Annotated in this window: 25 protein-coding genes; 16 read left to right on the forward strand and 9 right to left on the reverse strand. The window is 30.2% G+C overall.

What is annotated here, in order from left to right:
* The first annotated feature begins 330 nt into the window (after positions 1-330).
* The 5 genes from ACZ5N4_RS11535 to ACZ5N4_RS11555 all read left to right on the forward strand — a co-directional run bounded on the left by ACZ5N4_RS11535 (position 331) and on the right by ACZ5N4_RS11555 (position 5282).
* Positions 331-1014, forward strand: a complete 684-nt coding sequence (locus ACZ5N4_RS11535; protein ID WP_464210051.1) for an SIMPL domain-containing protein — start codon at positions 331-333, stop codon at positions 1012-1014.
* A 60-nt stretch (positions 1015-1074) separates the two neighbouring features.
* Complete coding sequence (msrB, locus tag ACZ5N4_RS11540) at positions 1075-1533, forward strand: peptide-methionine (R)-S-oxide reductase MsrB (RefSeq protein ID WP_464210053.1); 459 nt, start codon at positions 1075-1077, stop codon at positions 1531-1533.
* A gap of 233 nt (positions 1534-1766) precedes the next feature.
* Positions 1767-2393, forward strand: coding sequence for a TetR/AcrR family transcriptional regulator (locus ACZ5N4_RS11545; protein WP_464210055.1), 627 nt, complete (start codon positions 1767-1769; stop codon positions 2391-2393).
* On the forward strand, positions 2380-3231 hold the full coding sequence (locus tag ACZ5N4_RS11550; RefSeq protein ID WP_464210057.1) for a GNAT family N-acetyltransferase: 852 nt from the start codon (positions 2380-2382) through the stop codon (positions 3229-3231). The genes ACZ5N4_RS11545 and ACZ5N4_RS11550 overlap by 14 nt, the downstream gene beginning before the upstream one ends.
* 311 nt (positions 3232-3542) lie before the next feature.
* Positions 3543-5282, forward strand: coding sequence for an ABC transporter ATP-binding protein (locus ACZ5N4_RS11555; protein WP_464210059.1), 1740 nt, complete (start codon positions 3543-3545; stop codon positions 5280-5282).
* A gap of 146 nt (positions 5283-5428) precedes the next feature.
* Here ACZ5N4_RS11555 and ACZ5N4_RS11560 read toward each other — a convergent pair whose 3' ends face one another.
* From ACZ5N4_RS11560 to ACZ5N4_RS11595, 8 genes are all read right to left on the reverse strand, one after another.
* Positions 5429-6823: a 4Fe-4S binding protein gene (locus ACZ5N4_RS11560; protein WP_464210060.1), complete on the reverse strand. Its 1395-nt coding sequence runs from the start codon at positions 6821-6823 to the stop codon at positions 5429-5431.
* Between the two features lie 18 nt (positions 6824-6841).
* Positions 6842-7384, reverse strand: a complete 543-nt coding sequence (locus ACZ5N4_RS11565) for a FixH family protein (protein WP_464210062.1) — start codon at positions 7382-7384, stop codon at positions 6842-6844.
* Positions 7385-7449: 65 nt separating this feature from the next.
* Positions 7450-7965 carry a TQO small subunit DoxD gene (locus tag ACZ5N4_RS11570; protein ID WP_464210064.1) on the reverse strand — a complete coding sequence of 172 codons (516 nt, stop codon included), beginning with the start codon at positions 7963-7965 and terminating at the stop codon, positions 7450-7452.
* Positions 7966-8039: 74 nt separating this feature from the next.
* A complete protein-coding gene (locus ACZ5N4_RS11575; protein ID WP_464210066.1) occupies positions 8040-8864 on the reverse strand; it encodes a polyprenyl synthetase family protein in 825 nt (274 codons plus the stop codon).
* A 185-nt stretch (positions 8865-9049) separates the two neighbouring features.
* The gene (locus ACZ5N4_RS11580) at positions 9050-10747 is read right to left on the reverse strand and encodes a methyl-accepting chemotaxis protein (protein ID WP_464210068.1); all 1698 of its coding nucleotides are present in this window, start codon (positions 10745-10747) and stop codon (positions 9050-9052) included.
* Positions 10748-10933: 186 nt separating this feature from the next.
* Entirely contained in the window at positions 10934-11077 is a 144-nt protein-coding gene (locus ACZ5N4_RS11585; protein ID WP_464210070.1) for a hypothetical protein, read from the reverse strand.
* Between the two features lie 107 nt (positions 11078-11184).
* Positions 11185-11889, reverse strand: coding sequence for a bifunctional demethylmenaquinone methyltransferase/2-methoxy-6-polyprenyl-1,4-benzoquinol methylase UbiE (ubiE, locus tag ACZ5N4_RS11590; RefSeq protein ID WP_464210072.1), 705 nt, complete (start codon positions 11887-11889; stop codon positions 11185-11187).
* Between the two features lie 117 nt (positions 11890-12006).
* Entirely contained in the window at positions 12007-12294 is a 288-nt protein-coding gene (locus tag ACZ5N4_RS11595) for a hypothetical protein (protein ID WP_464210074.1), read from the reverse strand.
* 975 nt (positions 12295-13269) lie between these two features.
* Between ACZ5N4_RS11595 and ACZ5N4_RS11600 the strand changes: the two genes are divergently transcribed.
* The 4 genes from ACZ5N4_RS11600 to ACZ5N4_RS11615 all read left to right on the forward strand — a co-directional run bounded on the left by ACZ5N4_RS11600 (position 13270) and on the right by ACZ5N4_RS11615 (position 16446).
* Entirely contained in the window at positions 13270-13500 is a 231-nt protein-coding gene (locus ACZ5N4_RS11600; protein ID WP_464210076.1) for a heavy-metal-associated domain-containing protein, read from the forward strand.
* A gap of 219 nt (positions 13501-13719) precedes the next feature.
* Complete coding sequence (locus ACZ5N4_RS11605) at positions 13720-14790, forward strand: hypothetical protein (protein WP_464210077.1); 1071 nt, start codon at positions 13720-13722, stop codon at positions 14788-14790.
* 173 nt (positions 14791-14963) lie between these two features.
* Positions 14964-15803, forward strand: a complete 840-nt coding sequence (gene lgt / locus ACZ5N4_RS11610) for a prolipoprotein diacylglyceryl transferase (RefSeq protein WP_464210079.1) — start codon at positions 14964-14966, stop codon at positions 15801-15803.
* Between the two features lie 22 nt (positions 15804-15825).
* Complete coding sequence (locus ACZ5N4_RS11615) at positions 15826-16446, forward strand: class I SAM-dependent methyltransferase (RefSeq protein WP_464210081.1); 621 nt, start codon at positions 15826-15828, stop codon at positions 16444-16446.
* Positions 16447-16510: 64 nt separating this feature from the next.
* Here the strand turns inward: ACZ5N4_RS11615 and ACZ5N4_RS11620 are convergent, their stop codons facing one another.
* A complete protein-coding gene (locus ACZ5N4_RS11620) occupies positions 16511-17131 on the reverse strand; it encodes a lysostaphin resistance A-like protein (RefSeq protein ID WP_464210083.1) in 621 nt (206 codons plus the stop codon).
* Positions 17132-17416: 285 nt separating this feature from the next.
* On the opposite strand from ACZ5N4_RS11620, the gene ACZ5N4_RS11625 reads away from it, so the two are divergent.
* From ACZ5N4_RS11625 to menB, 7 genes are all read left to right on the forward strand, one after another.
* On the forward strand, positions 17417-18532 hold the full coding sequence (locus ACZ5N4_RS11625) for a S1C family serine protease (RefSeq protein WP_464210084.1): 1116 nt from the start codon (positions 17417-17419) through the stop codon (positions 18530-18532).
* 31 nt (positions 18533-18563) lie between these two features.
* Entirely contained in the window at positions 18564-19247 is a 684-nt protein-coding gene (locus ACZ5N4_RS11630; protein ID WP_464210086.1) for a response regulator transcription factor, read from the forward strand.
* Positions 19247-20626: a HAMP domain-containing sensor histidine kinase gene (locus tag ACZ5N4_RS11635; protein WP_464210088.1), complete on the forward strand. Its 1380-nt coding sequence runs from the start codon at positions 19247-19249 to the stop codon at positions 20624-20626. The genes ACZ5N4_RS11630 and ACZ5N4_RS11635 overlap by 1 nt, the downstream gene beginning before the upstream one ends.
* Before the next feature lie 234 nt (positions 20627-20860).
* Positions 20861-22006: an isochorismate synthase gene (locus ACZ5N4_RS11640; RefSeq protein WP_464210090.1), complete on the forward strand. Its 1146-nt coding sequence runs from the start codon at positions 20861-20863 to the stop codon at positions 22004-22006.
* A gap of 15 nt (positions 22007-22021) precedes the next feature.
* Positions 22022-23671: a 2-succinyl-5-enolpyruvyl-6-hydroxy-3-cyclohexene-1-carboxylic-acid synthase gene (gene menD, locus ACZ5N4_RS11645; protein WP_464210909.1), complete on the forward strand. Its 1650-nt coding sequence runs from the start codon at positions 22022-22024 to the stop codon at positions 23669-23671.
* A 9-nt stretch (positions 23672-23680) separates the two neighbouring features.
* Complete coding sequence (gene menH, locus ACZ5N4_RS11650) at positions 23681-24472, forward strand: 2-succinyl-6-hydroxy-2,4-cyclohexadiene-1-carboxylate synthase (RefSeq protein ID WP_464210092.1); 792 nt, start codon at positions 23681-23683, stop codon at positions 24470-24472.
* Positions 24473-24702: 230 nt separating this feature from the next.
* A complete protein-coding gene (menB, locus tag ACZ5N4_RS11655) occupies positions 24703-25545 on the forward strand; it encodes a 1,4-dihydroxy-2-naphthoyl-CoA synthase (RefSeq protein ID WP_464210094.1) in 843 nt (280 codons plus the stop codon).
* Positions 25546-25562: the final 17 nt, after the last annotated feature.

The raw sequence follows: 25562 nt of genomic DNA on the forward strand, positions 1-25562 counted from the left end.
CATAATTTATCCGATGTCTACCGCCACTAACACCCCAACGTACTCTGTGAAAGTGATTCGCACCAAATAGAAGATTTAGGCTCTCTGCTTTTCTTAAAGTTGGGGGTAAGTGGCGCTACGCCCCTGGATAACGGCTTCTAAGCTTCAGATGGAGTTTAAAACTACATCTGAAGCCAAGAATCCTGTTTATACAACCTTTCATACTTCTGAAATATTAAGTTAGGGGAATTAAAAAATTACTTTTCTAATATATATATAGGGAAACTAACTAGAAAGTTAACTTTTGGACAAGTAGTCCTATATTAAACGTATATTTAGGAGGGATTCATTATGCAAAGATACTTCTACAATTATCCATACTTAAAATATCCAAATACAAATGTTAAAAATAATCTTATGACTTTATATGGAAAGGGGAATATAAAGGTTAAGCCTGATATAGCAGTAGCTAGCATAGGAGTTATAGTAGAAAATAAAGATTTAAAAGTAGCTCAAGCAGAAAGCATCGAAAAAGCCAACAGAATATTAGATACACTTAGAAGAATGGGCATCAAAGAAAGGGATATAAAAACTGAAAATTACACCATAACCCCAGAATATGATTACATTGAAGGAAAGCAGGTGTTTAGAACATATAAAATTACGAACACATTTAGAGTTACACTAAGAGACTTAAGCAGAATTGGTGAAATCATTGATGCAGCTGTAGCTAGTGGAGCTAATGTTGTAAATAACATTACTTTCACCATTGACAATCCAGAAAAATACTATATCCAAGCATTAAAAATTGCTGTAAGAAATGCTTTAGAAAAAGCAAGAGAACTTGGAGAGACATTAAATGTTATTGTTAACAATACCCCAATTAGAATAATAGAAGAAAAGAAGGAACCTAGACCTGTATACCGCCAAGCTGTACTAGCAGCGTCAACTGAAGCTACACCTATAATGGAAGGGGTAATTGAAATTAATGCAGAGGTGAAGGCTATTTTTAATTATTTAGCTAAAACATTTTAAAGTACAGCTTGAATTATATTATCGACTTTAGATAAGCTAATACTAAAGGAGTGATAATAGATGAAGAAAGATGAAGTTCCAAAACCTAACAATGAAGAACTATTAAAAAAATTGAGCCCTACTCAATATAAAGTAACGCAGGAAAATGCCACTGAAAGACCTTTTGAAAATGAATTTTGGAATCATAAAGAAGCAGGATTGTACGTAGATATAGTATCCGGTGAGCCTCTTTTTAGCTCATTGGACAAATTTGATTCAGGTTGTGGATGGCCTAGTTTTGTTAAACCATTAGAAAAACAAAATATAAAGGAAAAGGCAGATTTTAGCCATAATATGCACCGCATAGAAGTTAGAAGTAAAAATGCTGATTCTCATTTAGGTCATGTATTTAATGATGGTCCACAGGATAAAGGTGGGCTTAGATATTGTATAAATAGTGCTGCATTAAGATTTATTCCTTTTAATGAACTTGAAGAAAAGGGATATGGAGAGTACGTAAAATTATTTAAAAGTAAATAGTTTAAAAAAAACAATTTGCAATTAAGTATTGTAAATTGTTTTTTTATTATAGTTGTACTAGGCCGAAAGTTAGTTTCTCTATATAGATATTCACCTGGATGTTTGACTTATTGTAAGTATTTATAGTTGTACCTCTTCTGTACTGTCAATAATTTTAGAATAGATATTGATATTATACATATAAAATGATATTATAAAATAAAAAACCGTCTGGTCGGTTTTGGAGGTTTGTTATGTCTCCTAAAATTAGTGAAGAATCTAAAACACAGAAAAAAAGCTATATAATTGATAATGCCATGAAATTGTTTTCACAAAAAGGCTTTGTGGAAACCTCAATGGAGGATATCGTAAAAGCTACAGGAATGAGTAAAGGGGGAATATATAATTATTTTAAGAGTAAGGAAGAGATATTTTTAGCAATTGCTGAGGACAGGTTTAATAAAAGACATAGCTTGATAGAGAGCTTTGAAAAATCTGCTAAAAGTACTGAGAAATTAAAGAAATATATTCAGTGGGTTCTAGGTGAATTGTTTGACGAAGATACATTGTTGAATGCCAAATTTACCTTTGAATTTTGGTCAGTAGTTTCAAGAAATCCAGAGACTTTAGTTGCAGCCCAAAAAAGATATACATTATTTCATAATGATTTAGCAAGTATATTGAAACAGGGGATTGACGACGGAGAATTTAATTCTAAATTGGATATAGATTCAATGATTTACATTATATTATCATCCACAGATGGAATTGGATTTTTCAATAGTGTTATGGGCATTTCTCTTACAGAAGCTATAATAGAAAACCATATTGATATGATATTAAGAAAACTTATTGGGGGAAATGAATATGATAATTTATAAAAAATGCTCAGAAGTAGATATTGACTTAGTTTTTAATGCTTTTAACAATGGATTTGAAGATTATATAATAAAAGTACAAATGTTACAGGAGTTTTTTATAAAAAGATTTTTTGGCTCAGAGGGAAATAGCTTAGATTTGTCCTTTATTGCATTAGATGAAGATAAACCTATTGGTGTAGTTCTTGGGGGAGTCAAAGTTTATGAAGGTATAAAAACTATGAGATGTGGTACATTAGCAATACAGAAGGGATACAGAGGATTAGGAATAAGTCAACAGTTAATGAAGCTTCATAAAGAAGAAGCTGTCAAACAAGGCTGCAGACAGTTGTTTTTAGAGGTTATTGTAGGAAATGATAGGGCTGTAAATTTTTACAAAAGATTAAATTATGAAAAAATATATGATTTAAGTTACTATATATTAGACGACATAAGTAAAATACAGAAGAATAACAAAATAAATTTAATCATAAAGCCAATGGATACTGCTGGATTAAAAGTTATACGAGAAAAAATATTAGATGTGCACATTAATTGGCAAAATGATGTAGATTATTTAGAGAAGTCAGAAGAGCAATTGACTTTAGCTGCATGCACTGAAGATAGATTAGCTGGAGTTATAAGTATGAATAAGAATGGCAAAATAAATTTTTTATGGGTAAATAATTCTTTTAGAAACAAAGGTGTTGCAAAAGAGTTAATATTGGAAGGAAGTAAAATCTTAAATTTATCTAAGGTCACGTTAGGTTTCCCAAATAATTCATCTATTCAAGGATTTGTAAATCATATTGGGTTTACACAGGATAAAATAGCACAATATGAAATGTACTATACATTATAAAAAATTTAATATAAGCCACAAAAAATAAAAAAATTATAAAATTTTCAAGTTTTTGTGGCTATTTTTATAAAAAGAGGTATATAATAATTCATTTTTCTTATAATATTGAATTTCTCCCTCATGTAGAGGTGGCTTTAAGTAATGTTATCGGCAATTTAGTTTTAGAATTACATAGAAGTAGAAATTTTTTGAAAAATTATTTTGCTATTGAATATTAATCCATAAGATGATAACTTTATTTTATTGTACAAAAAATAAATACTAATACAGTTTTGTGACAGATGTATTAATAAATTAAAGGAGGGACATAAATGGATACTTTAAAGAAGTTTATAGGATACTATAAGCCTTATAAAAATATGTTTTTTATGGACATGTTTTGTGCTCTTACACTTTCAGCAATTGATCTTGTGTTTCCAATAATAGTAAGATATATGCTGAATGATGTATACACAAATAAAACTAGTGATCAAATAATTAAATTTGTAGCTCTAATTGGAGTTGCTCTGCTAGCAATGTATATAATAAGATATTTTTGTCAATATTATATAACTTCATGGGGACATATAATGGGAGCTAAAATGGAAGCGGATATGAGAAGTGATATTTTTAATCATCTTCAAAAGTTATCTTTTTCATATTACGATAACAATAATACAGGCAAGTTGATGTCTAGAATAATTACTGACCTTTTTGATATATCGGAATTAGCACATCATGGCCCAGAAGATTTGTTTATTTCTATAATTAAAATATTAGGTTCATTTATAATACTTATGAATATAAATGTTAAGATTACTTCGGCATTATTCTTTTTAACTATGGTTATGTTATATTTCTCATACTTCTATAATAAAAAAATGAAGTTTATCTTTATGAAAAATAGACAGAAGATAGCAAATGTTAATGCTCAAATTCAAGATAGTCTTTCTGGTATTAGAGTAGTAAAATCATTTTCAAATGAGGAAGTTGAAAATAGTAAGTTTAAAAAAGGAAACATGGAGTTTTTAGAAACCAAAGAAGCAGGATATTTTATTATGGGAAAATTCTTTAGCGGAAATGGTTTCTTTCAAGGTATCTTATATCTTACTGTTATATTATTAGGTGGAATATTCATTAGTAGGGGAGAAGCAAAGGTATCGGACCTAGTTATATATATTTTATATATAAACATATTTTTAAGCCCTATAGACAAACTAGTGAATTTTACAGAGCAGTTTCAAAAAGGTATTACTGGCTTTGCCAGATTTTTAGAAGTAATTAATACTGTACCAGATATAATGGATAAGCCTAATGCTGTAGAATTAGAAAAAATTAAGGGTGAAATAGAATTTAATGATGTATCCTTCAGCTATGATGATAAAAGTACAATATTAAATAATGTAAATATAAAAATTAATGCAGGAAGAAATATTGCACTAGTAGGACCATCAGGAAGTGGTAAAACTACCTTCTGCAGCCTTATACCTAGATTTTATGAAATAGATAGTGGCTCTATAAAAATAGATGGAAAAGATATTAGAGAGATAAAATTAAAATCTCTAAGAAAGGTTATAGGTATTGTACAGCAGGATGTATATATGTTTTCAGGCACTATAAAAGAAAATATTGCATACGGAAAACCTGGGGCATCTGATAAAGAAATAATTGAAGCAGCTAAGAAGGCAAATGCTCATGAATTTATAATGAATTTAGAAGATGGGTATGATACTTTTGTTGGAGAAAGAGGAGTTAAACTCTCTGGTGGACAAAAGCAAAGAATATCTATTGCTAGAGCGTTCCTTAAAAATCCACCAATTTTGATCCTCGATGAAGCAACATCTGCTCTCGATAATGAAAGTGAAAAATATATTCAAAAATCTTTAGAAGAGCTTTCAAAAAATAGGACTACTATAGTCATAGCTCATAGATTAAGTACTATAAAAAATGCGGATGAAATATTAGTATTGACAGAGGATGGTATTAGAGAATCAGGAACTCATGAACAGCTTATGCATAAGAAGGGTATATATGCTTCTTTATATAGTTTACAATTTGAACAAGTTTCGTAATCAAAACTATAAAGGAATGCAAAAATATTTGTTTGTACAAGTACTAGAGGAAATTAATTTAAGGTTGGTTATTTTCATAAATAACCAACCTTAAATTTTTCAATTAAATTATGACAATTATATTATATACGACAATCTAAATATAATTACATACGCATTGCCATTGGGAGCATGAATAGTATTATATTTATAATAGCTAATACCAGAATTAATACTCCATATACTATAGAAGATCCTTGAGACTTACTATTCTTACCGCCATAATTGCTCTTAGAAATTCTGTATGCAGTATATATTGAACCAATAGCACCAAGAACAATTAAAGCATACTGAAGAACTTGTATTGTGGCAGTATCTAAAATAGCAGCTGAACCATGCATTTCCTGTCCGAACAATGCCATGAAAGTAAATAAAATTGATTTGCCTTCTGCTAGTAAGTGGAATAAGTTGTGAGCTATATGAGCAGTCATATCTAGCGGGATGATGGCATATCCAAATTTAGCAAAGTTTTGTTTAACGGAATCTCCATTAAATTTCTTAGCAATTAATCCTGTTAATGATAGCATTGCTATAGGAATTAACATTGCTATAATAAATGTTATAGTGAAGGTTACGTAGTAGCTATCAGTACCAGTAACTTTTTCAAGCCAATTTAGAATAGACTGCCATATACTAAGCATAGTTATATTTTGTACAAATACGATACCCATAATAACAACAGCAAGGAATGATTCTTCCAGTTTAGGTTTACGAATAAACCATAATTCTCTGGTAGGTATACGTCTTGATATTCTAATAGAATTATTTGGACAACTCTTTACGCAGTTTCCGCAGAAGTTACACTCCGCATTAGTATCCATAATTCTTGGAAACTCAAACATAGGACAGCCTGCTGCTTTATCATTTCCTTTATAACAAGCAGCCACATTACATTTAGCACATTTTTCAGGAGTAGCTCTAAGTTCCATCATACCTGCTCTAGTATAGTTAGCGGATAACCCGCCTAAAAAGCAGATATACCTACACCAAGTTCTACGTTCGAATATAGCGCCAGAAGCAATTACACCAAGAGTAATTAATAGGAGTAGGTTACCAGAACCTCTTGGTGATTCAACAACACCAAAAATATGATCACTCCATGTAATTAAGATGAATATTGCATCAATAATCCAAATTCCATATTTCTTTAAAAACTTAGGTACGGGACGATTATTACCAACAAATTTTTGGACTAAATCATTAAGTGTTCCAAAAGGACAAATTGTACACCAGAATCTACCTAATAATAGCATTATAATTGGCAGTACAGACCACCATAATACCCATGTAGCAGCGGTACCGAAATTATCATGTGCACTGGTAGAACCGAATAGAAGTTCATAGACTATAAATGCAAATATTATTGCGACTGGCCATTGAAAAACACCAGGATACCATTTACTTTTCATAAAACTTGCAAACTTTTTGTTATCTAAGAGGTTTATATCATCTGATGAGGATGTTTTTTCTTCATCGATTAAAGATGTCTTTTTTTCTGCCATAAAACATTACCTCGCTTTCTATGCTTTTGCAGTTTTTTTATTCTTTTTCTTTGTTATCCCAGCAGTTACTATAATTAAAGTAGTTACTACTAAGAAGCCTCCAACCACAAACCAGTTAGGACCAGAACTTATTACGTCTAAACTAAAATCAGCCATTTTTTCTCCATTATTTGTTGTAAAGTCTGCTTTAACTTTCCAGTGTCCTTTATCGCTAAATTTTACAGTCCCAATATATTCGCCCTCTTCATGACCTGCTTTAAATTGGATTACTTCAGGTTTATCATCTTTCATATTGTGACCACTCATATCACTATCTGCTTCCATCTCGGCAGTAACTTTTACATTTGCATTAGCCATAGGTTTATCTTTATCATCGTATAATTTCAATGTTAACTCATTTTCGCCTGTCTTAGCCTTATCTTCTGCTAGAATAAGGGTTGCTTTAACTCCATCAACTCGCTGTTCTATCTTTTTTCCACCACCATCAGCTAATACTGATGTAGATAAAGTTAAAACTAATGCTGAAATAACTGTTAAGTTTTTTAGTAATCTTCTTTTCATTTTTTAAATCCTTCCTTTACTATAGTCTAATATTTTGTCTTTTGAAATTGGCAGTAGTAATGAACCTATGTCACTGCCTTTACAGTAGAGTTTTTATTGAAAAGTTTGCTTAATTTAGGCAAGATAAATCTATCAAGGCCAAATAAGTAAGCATTTGCTCCAGCTGCCATAAGTAAAATTGCTGCAGTATATAAATTAGGGTTTGTACTAGTTGTTCCAGCTAGCATATAGTTCAAGTTCATAAAAGCTCCGGCAAGAAGACCTACAATAGTTAGGGCACCTAGAATTAGAGAAATACCTACTAACACCTCACCATAAGCTACTAAATAGCTGAAAACTTTTGCATTAGGTAAAGCAACACTTTGAATAAAGCTAGCATACCAACCCTGTACTAAAGGATGATCACCGGTTGCCTTAGCAAGTGCTCCTTTTAGAAAACCTGTAATTGCTACTCCAGCTTTGCTGCCCACCCAGGCTGGGTTAGATATCTTTTCAATGCCTGCAGATATCCATTGATAACCAAGCCAAATTCTAAGGATTGTCCATAGAATGGCAAATCTTTTGTCTCGAAAAATTTTCATATTTATACACACTCCTGTCCCTTAACTTTGAATTTTATTTGTTGTAATATGAATAAGTAATATTACTGTCATAACTATGATTCATTTTGCACATTAGGACTGTAGAAATCCAAAACATAGTCTACTAACATAATTAAATTTCTCTTATATATTGAGTCTTTTAAAGTCTCAATAGAAGATTTGGCAGCATATGCAAATTGAAAACCTTCTTCAATAGTTACATTTTTCATTGCAACAGGGTCTCCGTCAATATAATCATCTAGTATTTGATATGCCATACCAAGGTTTTCGCCGTATTTGGAAAGCATATTTGATTCCTTTTCACTTGCACTCACTATAGTAGCACCGAGACTACAACAAGCACTCATGAAAACTGCTGTCTTTCCTGAAATTATTTTTAGGTATGTTTCACGATCTGGAAAAGGGTTTTTAGCATTTAATATTTCTGATATAGACATTGCTTCAGTAACTCTTCCTATTGTCTGTGAAAATTCTCCTGGTAGGGTGTCTGAGAAAATAGTAAAGGCTCTTGAATACAATGCATCACCAGCCAGCACTGCTATTTTATTTCCAAAGGTCTTATTTAAGGTTTTTTGACCACGTCTTTCTAAATCACCATCTATGATATCATCGTGGATTAAACTAGCACTGTGAATAAGTTCTATACCCACTGCTAACTGAACTAAGCTATGATTTATAGATGAAGTAAGTTGGTTATTTATGGCGCCTGCAGATAAAAATGTTAACATAGGTCTTAGACGTTTACCTGGAATTGAAAAAAAGTAGGCAAAAACATCATTTAAAGTACTATCATCTAATTTTGTCGTAACATTTTTTAATTCTAATTCAAGTTGATTAAGTTCTTTTATTATTGGAACTGAAATTTCATTAAATTTCATTTTTTCACCACCTATATATAAATTCTAATTAATAAATGATTTTCAACATTTAACACCATATTTGTTATTATAGAGATTTGCTATGAAGAAAATATGAAGATATAATTTAAAATTAAAAATTAAAAATGTATTGTATAGTAAAGACCCGTATTCAGCTAAATATCAATAACTAAATACAGGTCTTTTTATTTAACTTTAAAATAGTCTACCATATTATTTAAACTCTCTGTCATAGTCAATAGCTGCTCAGAGGTTGAAGATATCTCTGCTATAACAGATACTTGAGATTCAACATTTGAGCTTATTTCTTGAGAAGCAGAGCTTACTTCTTGAACATTTGTAACTATAGAACTCATGGACTTAGAGATTTTTTGTGATGTTTCAGCTTGGTTAAAAACTTGTTTAGATATTAAATTTAGTTCGTTAACTAATGAGGTAACATTACTAATAACAGTTTTAATATGGGAAGAAGTGTTTTTAGCCACAGAGGTTCCCTCGTTAACTTTAAGTTCAGTTATAGTGATATTATTAACAGCTAGTTCAGTTTTACTTCGTACCTCTAAAATCATAGATTCAATTTTATCAGCTGCAGCAGCACTTTCTTCAGCAAGTTTTCTGACCTCTTCTGCTACAACAGAAAATCCTTTTCCATGTTCCCCAGCTCTGGCTGTTTCAATTGCAGCATTTAGAGGCAGCATATTTGTCTGCTTTGCAATACTTGAAATCATTGATATAATCTCTTCTATTTTTTTTGAGAGAATATCTAGATCATTAATAGAACGCTTTACCTCTCTTGTTGCATTGTCTATATCTTCCATAGAACTTACAGCTATATCTACAGAAGCCATTCCTTTATCAGCATATTCTTTAAGAGATATCGAATCATCCTTAGCTTTTTCTGTTAAAGTAGATACTTCATTTGAACTAGATGCAATATTTTGAAGGTTTGTATCTATTTCTTCTACAGAGAAGGCTATATTCTGTATATTTCCAGTGATAGCTAATATCTTTTGGCTTATTTCATCCATTACAGAATTTGTATCCTCAATGGCAGAAGCTAGTTGATTGCTTCCTGATGTAACTTCAGTAGAATTAAACTTTATATGAGAAACTATATCCTTTAGTTTTTCGCCAGTATGGTTTAAAGAATTTATAAGTATTCCTAGTTCGTTGTTTAGTTTTAAATTCATTTTATTTTTTAAGTCACCAGCAGCCAATTTTTTAGCAAACTCTATACTTTTGTTTATAGGACTTATAATTGAAGAAGCTATACTAATTGATGTTGCTAAACCAATTATAAATGCCACTGCAACAAATCCAATGACCATTTTAATGTCTCTGTTATATATTTTCAAACTTTCGTCATAATCATTTTTAGCTTCTTTTAATTTATCTTGGGCTATCTCATTTGTAATTTTTTCTATTTGCTGAAATTTATCGTTAGTACTGTTTGATAAAGCAAGTGCTTCTTTAGTTTGGCCGTTTATACTTTTAGATATAACATCTAACTGAATTTTTTTAACTTCATTTATTTTATTAATTAAACTATCAACCTTTACTGTGTCCTCGGTATGAGATATTTTCTTAAACTTATTTAAATTTTCTATAATTCCATTAGAATAGAATTCTTCTAAGTGCATGGAATGTTCCTTTTTTTCTTCTAAGGTTGGCGCCAATAGCACACTTTTTTCTGCCTTTTCAACTCTAACTATATAATATTCAGCTTCTTTAATATAGTTAATGCCATTTAGTTGTTGATTATATATATGGTCAACATTATAATTTATTTTTTTCATTTCATATAATCCTATTGTACCTAAGGTAATAAATAAGATTAAAACAAGACTGAAGACTCCAAATAGCTTTTTCTTAATGGTATTCATATGTAATATTCCTCCTAAACTAATCTATGGTATATATTTCTATTTTCTATATTTTACTAGATGATTATGAAGAAATATGATGATCGAATAAAATTTTATAGTTAATGAACAATAGCGTACTGATAAGAGTGTTTTATCAGTACGCTATTGTTATATAGTAAAAAGATGGATCTTTTATTTATATATTTATGAAGCTTTTTTCGATTCTTCTAACTTAATATTAGTGTATATTTTTTCAATCTGCTCATCTATATCATTAAGTTTGTGTACCAATTGTCTTGAATATTCTTCTCTGAATTTTTTACTGAAAAGGTATTTAAATATACTCATTATAAATCTCCTCTCATAAACCCTTAATATTTTCTATATATTGATTATATTTTTAAGATATAAAGAAATTATGAAGAAATTAATTCCAAAATTATAAGTAACATATTTTATCTTTTTACTCCATAGTGAATTGATGTAATTCCTCCGGTTAAAGATATATAACCGGTATTTACAAAACCAGAATCATCAAAGAAAAGCTTTAGTTTCTTTTTTGACATAAAGCTTCTTACAGAATCTTTAAGATACATATATGCTCCTTTGTCTTTTGTACCTATATAGCCAATAGTAGGTAAAACAAAATTCAGATACGCAGAATGTAGTTCTCTAAGAATAGGTATTTCTGGGTTAGATAACTCTAAACAAACAAGTTTCCCACCAGGCTTTAAAACTCTATACATTTCCGACAATGCTTTATTTTTATCCTTAATATTTCTAAGACCAAATGCGATTGTCACACAGTGAAAACTATTATCTTCAAAAGGCAATTTTAAAACGTCACCTTTTATTAATCTAAACTTATAATCTTTTATGCTTTGATTAAGTCTTTTATATCCAACATCAATCATTTCTTGATTGAAATCCAGTCCTACAACCTCAGTATTTTTTCCTACTTTTTTACAGGCATAATTAATCATCTGTCCTGTACCACAGCATAAATCTAAAACTTTGTTACCAGCTTTTAGATCACATACTTTTATAGCTTTCTTTCTCCACATTTTATCTATGTTAAAAGTTAGAATTGAATTCAATTTATCGTAGCTTTCTGCAATAGAGGAGAAAATATTTTGTACATCTAAAGTATTATTCATCATGTGCAGTGTCCCTCTTTTCATAAGCGAATTTATAATATTTTTATGGGTTATTATTTAAGGAGAGAACTCATTAGTGTTGTTGAGTCTCTCCTCCTCCATAGTTCTATTTCTATAAATCTATATTACTTCCTTATTATCAGTATTCGATTTTTTAGTATCACAACAACTTCCATTTTTATTATTACTTATCATCATTGGTATCATAAAAATCATCATTATTGGACATATAAATGGTGCTATTCTCCCAATTACATTACCAGCACTAGGGCTAAATCTTGTTATAACTGGCAATAATCCTATAATAATTATAGGTAGTCCACAGCAGACAATCATATGCAACATATGCTTTAATGGACTATGCTTGTGATTTCCTTGGTTTTGTTTTTTATCTTCATGACAATTCATACTTATCCCTCCAAAATGCTTTTATTAATTTAAAAATAATTATATTTTAATTGAATTATATATTGTGTATATAAAGAAATTATGAAGAAATTCAAAATCTATAAACAGGCTTCTAAGCTTCAGGTGGAGTTTTAAACTCCATCTGAAGCTTAGAAGCCGTTATCCAGGGTCGTAGCGCCATTTATCCCCAACTTTAAGAAAAGCAGAGAGCCCAAATCTCTGACTTGGTGCGAATCGCTTTCACAGAATGCGTTGGGGTGTTAGTGGCGATAGACATCGGATAAAAGTTTACTATTCTTATATTTTCATTAGTTCTCATTTTCTAAAAGATATAGAAGTGCTTTGTAATAAGATTGAGATATTTAAAAAGGAGATTAAAGAAAAAAGTATAGTAGGTATGCGTGCCACTATACTTTTTTTAGACAAGTTATTTATCTAGAGTTTTAATATATTCCTTCATCAGAAATTTGAACCTATTATTATATCTAAAAGTGCAAAATTGGTACTAACCATATCTACAATAGTGCTTGTTGGTCTTGGAATTTATCCAAATCAGGCAGTAAATATGGTTTTAGCAGTTTCCAAAGCCTTTTTGCCTTAATACAAGTCTACTTTTCTGCCTCGTACTGGGATAGGTCAGATTACATTACTGCACGTAGAGTTAAATAATTTTATCTATTATAAGTATAAATCTATATTGAAAATTATCCGTGAAAATTTTTGTTAATATTATCTCTTTCATAATTTCTTCACAATCAGGTCTTATAATAAAAGCATAAGGAAGAGAAAATAAAATTATAAATAACTTAACAGATGAAGACTATAACAAAATGATTGATATAATGAAAAATAACGGATATGCTTCAATGGCAAAGATGATGGAATCTGTTAGCAGGCAAGATATGATAAAAATGCATCAAACAATGATGAGAAGTAATGGAATGATGGTAGTACAATAATAGAGGAGTGATATCTTTGAAAAGTCACAAGGTTAAATTTAAACAAGATAACATGCTTTGTCATAGATGTGTGATGAATGCTGTAAAAACACTAAATCAATTAAGAGAGATAGATGAGTTAAGTGTAGATTTTAGTTCTAAAATAGTTAAGGTTGTGTATAGGGATGATAAAATTTCAAGAGAAATGATTAAGGAAGCAGTTAATGAATCTATAGTTAGAGGAAAAATAAAAAACTTCAAATTTTAAGATTAAAATAAGAAAGTGTATTGGTAAGAAATGGTCAATACACTTTTGCTTGTTAGGATAAATGCTTGTTATAATTAAGCAAAACAGGATTAATTCTTAGTTATTTTAAAAGTTAGGGGAGTTACATAATGAAAATACAAAGCCTAATTGAACTAGCAAGGCATTATAAAAAATAATACTTTCGGAAATGACTTCAAAGGATCACCATTAGAATTTGTTTTGAATTGTATAACTGAGCAAAAACAAGTCTTTGAAGGGGCAGCTCATCCTTTTTATTGGAAACCTAAGCTTAGGATACCCGATATTTATGAAAATGAAGAAAATAAAAGGATATTTGGACAATTCCTTGAAAGTTGTATGTCCGCTAATACTGCAGATAAAATAATAAAGGAAATTATAAAATTAGATGAATATAAGATTAAAGGGTTAGGCCCAGCTGTTGCAAATATTCTTTATTTCTTACATCCAACCTTAATGCCTCCATTTAATACGGCTATGATAAAAGGCTTTAATGCCGTGTTTTCAGATAAAAAGAAGTTAGGCTCTTGGCAACATTATTTAGAGATGAGAGAACTTATCATAAAGGCAAACGAAGATATTGGTCCAGAGCTATCAAAGGATTTAGGAGCAATATCTGGATTGTTATTTGATGTTGGTATAGGAAAAATTGCACTTAATGAAAACTGGGAAACGACATTAAAATTTGAGAAAGATAAACTAGAAAAGGCGCTTAAAAAGAGACACAAAGAGGTGTTAAATGAATTAAAAGAAGAGTCAGAGCATTTGAGAATTCAAATTATGCTAACAGAGCTTGGTAGAAGTCTTGGATATAACGTTTTTGTTGCTACAAATGATCGTACAAAATCCTTAGAAGGCAAGAGTCTTGAATTTATGGCAGTACCAGCATTACCAGATTTAAATCTTCCTAAGGATGTAGCAAAAACAGTTTCTTTAATTGACGTTATTTGGATAAACAAGAATACTGAACAAATTGAATGTGCTTTTGAAATAGAAAAAAGTACATCAATATATTCTGGTATCTTAAGACTAGTCGATCTTGCATCTTCTCTTGGAGATAAGCAGTATAACTTTTTTCTAGTTGCTCCAAATTCTCGTGAAAGAGAAATTATAGCTCAACTTAAAAGACCATCATTTTTAAATATGGATTGTATATCTTTAAGATATATATTATTTTCTGACTTATATGAACATTGCAGTGTATTAGGTAAGTTTGGAGATAATTATAAAATACTGTTTAAGATAGCTAATGAAGCAATTATGTGTAGATAGGATCAGTTTTGGACTGTTGCTAATTTTTAATAATATTAAAATCAAATTTCAATATTTTTTCTTCTTCATATGTACTTCATAACTTATCGTTATAATAAATTAAGGATTTTGTGAATAAATTAGAAGCTTTAATTTAATCTTAACCTTTAATAAGTTATGGAAGGAGAAATTTTATGGTTGAACTATTTAAGATAGGGAATTTTACAATTTATCTTTTTGGAGTAATGATAGCAATTGGAATGCTTGTTGGAATATATTTAATGCAAAGTGAAGCTAAGAGAAAGGGATTAGATACAGATAATATGCTTGAATTAGCTATGTATACATTAATAGCTAGTGTAGTTGGAGCAAGACTTTATTATATACTTGTCTTTAATCCTAATACATACATCCAAAATCCAGCAGAAATATTTTCATTTAGAGATGGTGGCTTATCTATACAGGGAGGATTAATTGGAGGGATTTTATTTGCATTTTGGTGCACAAAAAGAAAGAAAATATCCTTTTGGACTGCTGCAGATGCTTTTGCTCCTGGTATAGTTGCAGGTCAAGCTATAGGAAGAATAGGCTGTGATATTTTTGGAATTCCAATGAAGACCAGCTATCCTTGGGGAATAGTGATTAATTCTCAATTACTTCATCCAGCTCAGATGTATGAAATGATTTTAGATCTTATTTTATTTGTATATCTTTGGAATCGTAGAGGTAAGATAAAATATAATGGGCAATTGTTTATAAATTATATTATAGGTTTTTCAATAAATAGATTTATTATAGAGTTTTTCAGAACAAATCCTGTGGTAATAAAACCTTTTACAGTTGCTCACATTACCAGCATTGTAATAATTATAGTGGCTTTGATTATAAGAAATGTTATTAAGAGTAAGGAGAAAATGGAGGAAACAGATTTAGAAGATAATAATGTTAAGATTTATGTATATGAGTATATACTTGTGGTGCTTGTGGGAGTAATTGGAATGTTTATTTATTATAATGTTCATAGTGCTTTTTAAAAATTGGGAGATAAGGGATTTTGTGGATAAACAAACTGAAAAAATCAGAAGAAGATATAATAGAGCAGCTAAAATTTATGATATTCTTGAAAACCCAATGGAAATTATGGCGCTGAGACAATGGAGAATAGAATTAATGAAAGATCTAAGGGGAAGGGTTTTAGAAGTAGGTGTTGGAACTGGGAAGAATATAGAGTACTATCCTGATGATATAGACATAGTAGCTATTGACTTCAGTGAAAAAATGTTAGAAAAAGCTAAGGAAAAAAAGAAAAGGTTCAATAAAGATGTTATTTTGCTTAATATGGATGCTCAAAACATACAATTTGAAGATAACACATTTGATACAGTATATACTACCTGTGTATTTTGTTCCGTACCAGATCCAATAAAATGTCTTAATGAAATAAGAAGAGTATGCAGACCAAATGGGAAAATAATAATGATAGAACATGTTAGAAGTGAGAAAAAAGTTTTGGGTATAATTATGGATATATTAAATCCGATTGTAGTAAATACCTATGGAGCTAATATAAATAGAAGAACATTAGAAAATATTAAAAAATCAGGTTTTAAAAATGTTGAAGTAACTAATTTATACGGAGATATTGTTAAGAAGATAGTAATATATAATGAAAAATAAGAATTCTAAAAAAAAGTGTACTGATAACAGCATCAGTACACCTTTTTTAGATGAATACTTTTTATTACATCAGCGGGAATAAAACAAATATAGTTACATCCCAAATAGCATGAGATATTATCACAGGTAAAAGACTTTTTTCTTTCTTATAAAGCCATCCCCAAAATAATCCACATACTAAAGCTGCTATAATTAGCATAAAGTTACCGGTGACAATATGTGTAGCTGAATATAATAAAACAGATATTAAGTACCCTTTAGTATGACCTAGTTTTTTACTTAAAGCATTTTGTATAAATCCTCTCCAGTATATCTCCTCTCCTGGACCAATTATAAAAAGTAGTAACAGGCCTATTAATGTTAGATTAGTATTTGATTTATTACTATAAACTGATAAGATTTGAGCGTCTTTGAATGGAAATAAATATCCTGATATAATATTTCCTACATAAAATATTCCATACAAGACTAATGCTGATATTATTCCAACTAGAATATATCTAGGCTTTAGTTTTCCAAAATGAAAGATATTTCTGTCAGCAAAAAATGCCATTAATACTAAGAATAATATTGATAAACTCATTTCTATCCAAAAGTTAAAAAGTTTTATAACAAACATTAAGTACCATAAGATTGCTGCTGAAAATAATGTAAAAGCTAAGTATTTATAATTTTTATTATTCAAGAAAATGCCTCCTTATAGATATTAAGACTTTGTTGCTATTAATATTAAAGCGTTCTTACAAAGTTACAGGATCAATTTTTGATTTACATACACTATAAATTAAGAATATGAAGATTTTATAAAGATTTTACATAGAAAACTTTATAAAATGCATCTAAATCGAAGGGTATTAAAATTCTTATAGCACTATAATCTACATAAAATCTTTATAAAATTGAGTTATTATATGAAAATAATATTAAAATAATTTTAAGAATCTGGTGTAGGTTAAAAGGAGCGATTAAAATGGATAATAATAAAGATAAAAACAAAGGAAAATTTGGATATTTTCTATCTTCTTTATTAGGAGTTTTAGTAGGGGCGGGTTTAGTATTTGGAATCTACAATGTAGATACATCTACTAGTACTCAAATTTCTAAAACAACGCAAGTAAGGCAAGAACAAGGAGAAGGACAAATTAGCAGTCAAAAGACTGGAACTTCAACCATAAGTGTTGTGGCTAAGAAACTTATGCCAGCAGTGGTTGGAATTACATCAACAGTTAATCCAGGAATATACAAACAGGGAGAATCAGGTGTTGGATCAGGAATTATAGTAGATGAGAGAGGTTATATATTAACTAATAATCATGTAGTTAGTAAAAAAACAGATGAGATTTTAGTTTCATTATATGATGGAAGAGAAGTTAAAGGTAAAGTAGTATGGGCAGATGAAAATCTTGATATGGCTGTAGTAAAAATTAATGCTAATAAACTTGTAGCAGCGCCACTTGGTGATTCAGATGCTTTAAGTGTAGGGGATACTGCAGTAGCTATAGGAAATCCACTTGGGCTTACATTCCAAAGAACTGTTACATCAGGAATTATCAGTGCAATGAATAGAACCATAGGAGAAGAAGGAGGCGTGTTTATGGAGGACTTATTGCAGACAGATGCCTCCATAAATCCAGGGAATAGTGGAGGACCACTTATTAATATAAATGGTGAAGTAATAGGAATGAATACTGTTAAAGTTACAAGCGCTGAAGGCATGGGTTTTGCTATTCCTATAAATCTAGCAAAGCCAATTTTAAAGAGTATTGAAGAAAAAGGAAGTTTCGCTACACCAATTATAGGTATCCAAGGTGTTGACAAACAAATGGCAGGATTTACAACAAATATTAAAGTAGATAATGGAATTTATGTTTATGAGTCAATAATAGGGGGACCAGCATACAAGCAGGGGATTAGAAAAGGCGATGTGATTTTATCGGTTAATGGTAAGCAAACTAATACTATGATTAGCTTTAAAACTGAACTTTATACTGCAGGTGTGGGAAACACAATAAGTCTGAAAGTTAAAAGTGCAGATGGTAGTGAAAAGGACATAAAAGTTAAGTTAGAATCTGCTAAGTCTAATTAAATTATAACAATGTTAAGTTGAGGTGAGTAGAATGAATAATATTTTAATAATAGAGGATGAAGAAAAAATATCTAATGTCCAAAAGGCATATTTAGAAAAGGAAGGTTACGGAGTATATACTTCAACTACCGGGTTAAAGGGTTTAGAATTATTTGATTCAATAGAATTTAATTTAATTATACTAGATCTGATGCTGCCTGATATTCAAGGAGAAGAAATATGTAAGATTATAAGAGATAAATCTGATGTACACATATTTATGATTACTGCTAAGTCTTCATTAGAAGATAGAATAGAGGGCCTTAATACTGGAGCTGACGAGTATTTAGTTAAGCCTTTTAGTCCAAGAGAACTGGTTGCAAGGGTTAACGCTTTATTTAGAAGGTTAGAGGTAAATACTAGCTCAGTTTTATCTTTAGATAATGGAAATCTTCAAATCGACAAAGAAAGTAGAATTGTACGGGTTAATGGAGAAGAAATAGCTCTAACTCCTAATGAATTTGACATTTTATATGTTCTTGCAACGAATAAGGGAAAGGTCCTTACTAGAGAACAATTAATCGATAGGGTGTTTGGCATGGACTTCGAAGGATTTGATAGAACAGTAGATGTTCATATTAAAAATATAAGAAAGAAAATTGAGGAAGATAGTAAAAAACCTAAGTATATTTTAACTGTGCCTAGAATAGGCTATAAATTTGGTGGTGAAAGTTGATGTATAGTATAAGAAGGAAATTAAGTATTATAATTTTATTTTGTTCTATACTAGCTATACTTTTAACTGCAGTTTTTGTAAATGCTATAATAAATAATAAGTTTAATACGTATATGGTGGATATTCAGAATAAAAGAAATGATAGAATTGTACAGTATTTTGAAGAAGTTTATAAGAGAGATAAAAAGTGGACAACAGATTCAGGAAGTGAAATGAAACATGAGGCATATATGAGTAATTATTGTATAACGCTTTTGGATTCAAATAAAAAATTAGTTTGGATGATGGATCCAAACGATGTAAAAGAAGAAGACCATTTTAAGACCATAAGTAGTAACAGTAATAATGGAATTTACAGTACAACAAGTTTTCCAATCAAATATAACGGTAATAATGTTGGCTATGTGGAGATAGGCCAATATTCTTCAGCTTTAGTATCTGCTGAGGATATAAATTTTAAGTTGTCCATTAATAGGGGAATTGTTGCTAGCATTTTTTTTAGTCTTTTTATTGTAATAATCATTAGTATCTATATTTCAAAACAGTTTTCAGTACCTATTAAAGAAGTATCCGATGTATCAGTAAAATTATCTAATGGAGATTACAATCCCAGAACCTATGTAGATACAAATATATTAGAAATTGAAAAGCTTAAAAATAGCATAAATACTTTGGGAGAAAAACTTAGGCAGCAGGACTCATTAAGAAAAAGGTTAGTTTCTGATATATCTCATGAAATAAGAACTCCACTGAATATCCTTCAAAACAATTTAGAGGCCATGATTGATGGGATTTTTCCTGTAACCACAGAACAGTTGATAGGCTTGAATGATGAGGTTATTAGATTTGGAAAACTTTTAAATAATCTAAATACTCTAAAGGAGTTTGATTCAGAAACAGTTTCTATTAACAAAGATGAAGTTTCTATAGATAAGTTACTACATTCTGTATGTGATGACTTCTCAGTTGCATTAAAGGAGAAAAGCATAGATTTAACCTATAATGCAATACCAGATGAAGATTATACTATAGTTGGAGATGTAGATAAATTAAAACAGGTATTTATTAATCTTCTGTCAAATGCAGTAAAATTCTCAAACTATGGAGGAAAGATTTGGGTTAATTTAGTTAGAAGTAAGAAGGATATCATTGTTAGTATAAGAGATAACGGAATTGGAATTAACAAAGAAGACTTACCTTTTATATTTGAAAGACTTTATAGAGGCGATAAGAGTAGAAATAAAATTGAAGGCAGTGGGATAGGGTTGACTATAGTAAAGGATGTTTTAATTCGTCATTCAGCATCTATTGATGTTGAAAGTGAAGTTAACAAGGGGACTAGTTTTACTATAAGATTTAGTAATATAAAAAATTTATAAAATAATAAACCTAAAATCAAAATATGAAATTGGAAAAATGGCTCAGGCTACTGAAAGATAAGTCAGTAGTCTTAATTGCGATATCTTAATTTTGGGCAACCCATACTAAAAGATATAATGAATCCAGAAATGCTTATGTAAATGTAGGGACATCTTCATAATATCTTCATAGTATGACTTTATAATTAATCCATGAAAGAACTAAAAATATATATATAATTGGAGGTGTGTAATTTGAAATATCAGGAAAAACAAATCAAATTAGACAACCCACTTTCATTTTTAAAGCATTTTAAAAATGAAGAATGTTTTCTATTTTATAATCCATTAAAAAAGGAGTTTATTATTGGTGCTAAACGCTTAAAAACTCTTTCTATAGAAGAAAGTTCAAAGGATTATTTATATACATTTTCCTCAATGACATTTTTTGATTCAATCAAAGATGAAAAGTGGGCAGGGATTGGAAATGAGACTATTGCATTTGAATATTACTTTGTTCAAAAAGATGGAAAGCAGACACTTTATTACTTAAAAGATTTAGTTGAAATAGAAAATGCAGAAGTGAAAATTTGCAAACATTCTTACAAATATGCAGCAGAAGATTATGAAGATTGGAAACAATTGTTTCATAGTGTAAATAATTCAATATCAACACAAGAAGTAAATAAAGTTGTTATTTCAAGAGAAGTTAAAATTGAATGTGATACTTTAATAAACGTAGAAAGTGTTTTACAAAATCTTTTAGAAAAGAATCCAAATAGCTTTGTATTTGCTTATTCTAAAGAAGGAAAAACTTTTTTAGGAGCAACACCAGAGATTTTGGTTCAAAAGGAAAAAGATAATATTTTAAGTTATGCTTTGGCAGGTACAATTTTACGAGCTGACAAAAATGATGAATTACAAAAAAATATGCTGCTAGATGATGCTAAAAATCGTCATGAACATCAAATTGTTATTGATTCGATAGTTGATGTAATGGAAAAATTCACCTCTGAAGTAATAGTAGATGAAACAAGAATTTTAACTCTTAAAAATTTACATCACTTGCACTCAGGTATCCATGTAAAGGATAAAAGCAGCACATTATTAGAATGGGTAATGCGATTACATCCTACCCCAGCATTAGGTGGAAGTCCTGTAAGTAAAGCATTAGAATTAATTAGAAGATATGAAAAACATGAAAGAGGATTATATGCTGCTCCGATTGGTATAATAAATGAAAATGGAGATGGTATTTTTGTAGCGGGGATACGATCTGCACTTATTCGAGAAAATGTAGCTTTTGCGTACACGGGCTGTGGCATAGTAGATAAATCAAATTGTGAAATTGAATATATTGAAACTAAAAACAAATTAAGAACCATAATTGAAAGTTTATAGAGAAAGGTGAAAGGAATGACAAATTATATTGCTGCTTTAGTTGATGAATTGTATCAATTAGGTTTACGAGAAGTTGTAATTAGTCCAGGTTCACGATCTACCCCTTTAGCTTTATTATTTTGTGAACAGGATTTTAAAACTTTTATAAATATTGATGAGCGTTCAGCAGCTTTCTTTGCACTTGGTATTGCCAAAGAATGTGAAAGACCTGTTGTATTAGTTTGTACTTCAGGCTCTGCAGTTGCAAATTATTTACCTGCAATTGTTGAAGCAAAGTATTCACGAGTACCTTTAATTGTTTTAACAGCTGATCGTCCACATGAATTGCGTCAGATTGGTGCACCTCAGACGATTGATCAAAATAAAATATTTGGTGATTATACAAAATACTATGAAGAATTAGCATTACCTGAAGAAAGTGAAAATATGTATCGCTATGTACGTGTGGTGATGCAAAAAGCATATGCAAGTGCTATGTCAAAAGAATATGGTGTAGTTCATATTAACGTACCTATTCGTGATCCTTTAATTCCAGATTTAGATAAATTGGACTTTACTATAGGACGCCAAAAAGACAAATTTGAATATATAAGAGGAGAAAATTGTTTTTTATTTGATGCTTCAATTTTAAAAAATAAGAATGGAATTATCATTTGTGGTGGAGATGCTTACTCAGACTATCATAAAGAAGTATTGGAATTAGGTGATCGGTTAAAGGCACCAGTATTAGCTGATCCAATCTCAAATTTACGAAATTACTCAAAAGATATTATTATTGATAGTTACGATGCATTTTTAAAAAGTGATATTATTAAAAAAGAGTTAGAGCCAGAATTTATTATTCACTTTGGGCAAGTTCCTGTATCGAAACGTTTGCAGCAATTTTTGTCTATGCATCAAGATGTTTTATATATACAAGTAGATGAGACCTTTGAATATCGTAATCCATCTCTCTCTACGAAAAAATATGTTGTTTCATCGCCAAGATTGTTTGCTAAATCTATTTCTATAGAAAATAGTAACATAGAATATTTATCTAAGTGGATAAACTATCAAAAACAAATGCGTAAACAATTAAATGGTGCCAAAGATGAAATAAATTTATTTGAAGGTAAACTAATTCAAAAGTTACAAAATATGCTGCCAGAGGAAAGCCGATTAGTTGTTTCAAACAGTATGTCAATTCGTGAAATTGATTACTTTTTTGAAGCTCGCAATCAAAACATCAAAGTATTGTGTAATAGGGGTGCCAATGGAATTGATGGCACTGTTTCAACTGCACTAGGTGTATCTACATCAGATAAACCAACGATTTTATTAACTGGTGATTTGTCATTTTACTATGATTTAAATGGATTGCTAGTTGGAAAAACACATAATTTGAATTTAACCATTATATTATTGAATAATGATGGCGGTGGAATCTTTAGATATTTACCACAAAGTAAAGAGAAACGTTTTGACTATTTATTCTTAACGCCACATGGAATGAACTTTGAGGGTATAAAAACTTTGTATAACTTAACATATTATGAAGCAATGGATTATCAAGCTTTTGAAGATGTTTTTAAAGAAGCATTAACTTTAGAAGGAGTTAAGTTAATTGAAGTAAAAATTGATTCAGAGCTAAGTAAAAAAATACACGATAAATATACAACATTATAGGGTGTTATCATGTTTATTGAAATTGAAAATATTAAATATCACTTTCAGATAAAAGGTGAGGGAAAACCAATTATTTGCTTACATGGTTTTTCTGAAAATTTAAGTACATGGGAACTACTTGAATTAGAGGATTATCAGCTAATATTAATAGATCTTATTGGACATGGAGAAAGTGGCAAACCATTGTCGAGTAAATGCTATAGCTTAGAGATAATAATCAAACATTTAAATAAGCTCATTTATCAATTAGGTTTAAAAAAATATTCAATGTTAGGTTACTCAATGGGAGGAAGAATTGCATTAGCCTATACATTAGCTTATCCCAATGAAATTGATAGGCTTGTTCTAGAAAGTGCATCTTATGGTGAATGTGATTTGGTAAATCGATTAAAAAGACGCAAAAGCGATTTAGAACTAGCGAAAAAAATAAGAGAAAATGGAATAGAATGGTTTAGTGAATATTGGTCAAGTTTGAGTATTTTTGAATCGCAAAGAAGATTACCAAAATCTATTATCGATGAGATAGTTAAAAGACGTTTATTAAATAGAGCTCATGCACTTTCTAACACATTGCTATGCACTGGACAAGGGAAATTCCCATGTTTGAAAAATCAAATATTCAATCTGCCGATGCCTGTATTATACATCAGTGGAGAATACGATAGAAAATACAATCAAATAGGTAATGAATTTACAAAACTGAATTCTAATATAAAGCACAAGATAATAGAGGGTGTGGGGCACAATACTCATATCGAAGATATAAATGCATTTATTGAAGTTTTAAATAAATTCTTATGAAGTGAAACTTGAATCAGATGGAGTTTGTCTACGACTCCGCCCGTTAAATGCCATTTAGGCATTTAGCCCCCACCTGATTCTTAGTTGAACGAATCCAGGTGTGTAGCTGCTCTTTACTTCCACTTTGGAGATGGGAGTATTAGAGCAGATAGCTATCGGATAAATAGTTTTATAAAATATAAAAATTATAGAAAAGTATAAATCAGTAAAATTTTAGGAGGGGTAATAGCATGAATAAGTTTTCTTGGGAAAAACTAAATCGTAATTATGAAGATGTTATTTATGAAACATATGATGGAATTGCAAAGATTACAATTAATCGTCCAGAAGTACGTAATGCATTTCGTCCTAAAACAATCATGGAATTAATTGATGCTTTTACAATAGCTCGTGAAGATAACAAAATAGGTGTCATTATTTTGACTGGTGCAAATCATGGGCAAGGTCAAGATAAAGAAGCGTTTTGTTCTGGAGGGGATCAAAAAGTACGTGGACATGGAGGTTATGTAGGAGATGATCAGATTCCACGTTTGAATGTTTTAGATTTGCAGCGATTAATCCGTGTTACACCGAAGCCAGTTATTGCTATGGTAAATGGATATGCAATTGGTGGAGGACATGTATTGCATATAGTGTGTGATTTAACAATTGCATCTGAAAATGCTAAATTCGGTCAAACAGGGCCTAAAGTAGGCTCTTTTGATGGTGGATATGGTGCTGGATATTTAGCTCGCATTGTTGGTCATAAAAAAGCACGTGAAATTTGGTTTTTATGTCGCCAATATACTGCAAAAGAAGCTCTTGATATGGGATTAGTAAACACTGTTGTACCATTCGATAAATTAGAAGAAGAAACAGTAAAATGGGCAAAAGAAATTTTGCAACATTCACCTACTGCAATACGTCTTTTAAAGGCATCCTTTAATGCAGATACAGATGGATTAGCTGGATTACAGCAATTAGCTGGAGATGCTACATTGTTATTTTACACAACAGAAGAAGCAAAAGAAGGTCGAGATGCATTTAAAGAAAAAAGAGATCCTGATTTTGACCAATTCCCGAAATATCCATAAAATAAGAAATCCATTTA

The sequence above is a fragment of the Clostridium nitrophenolicum genome (assembly GCF_055391695.1).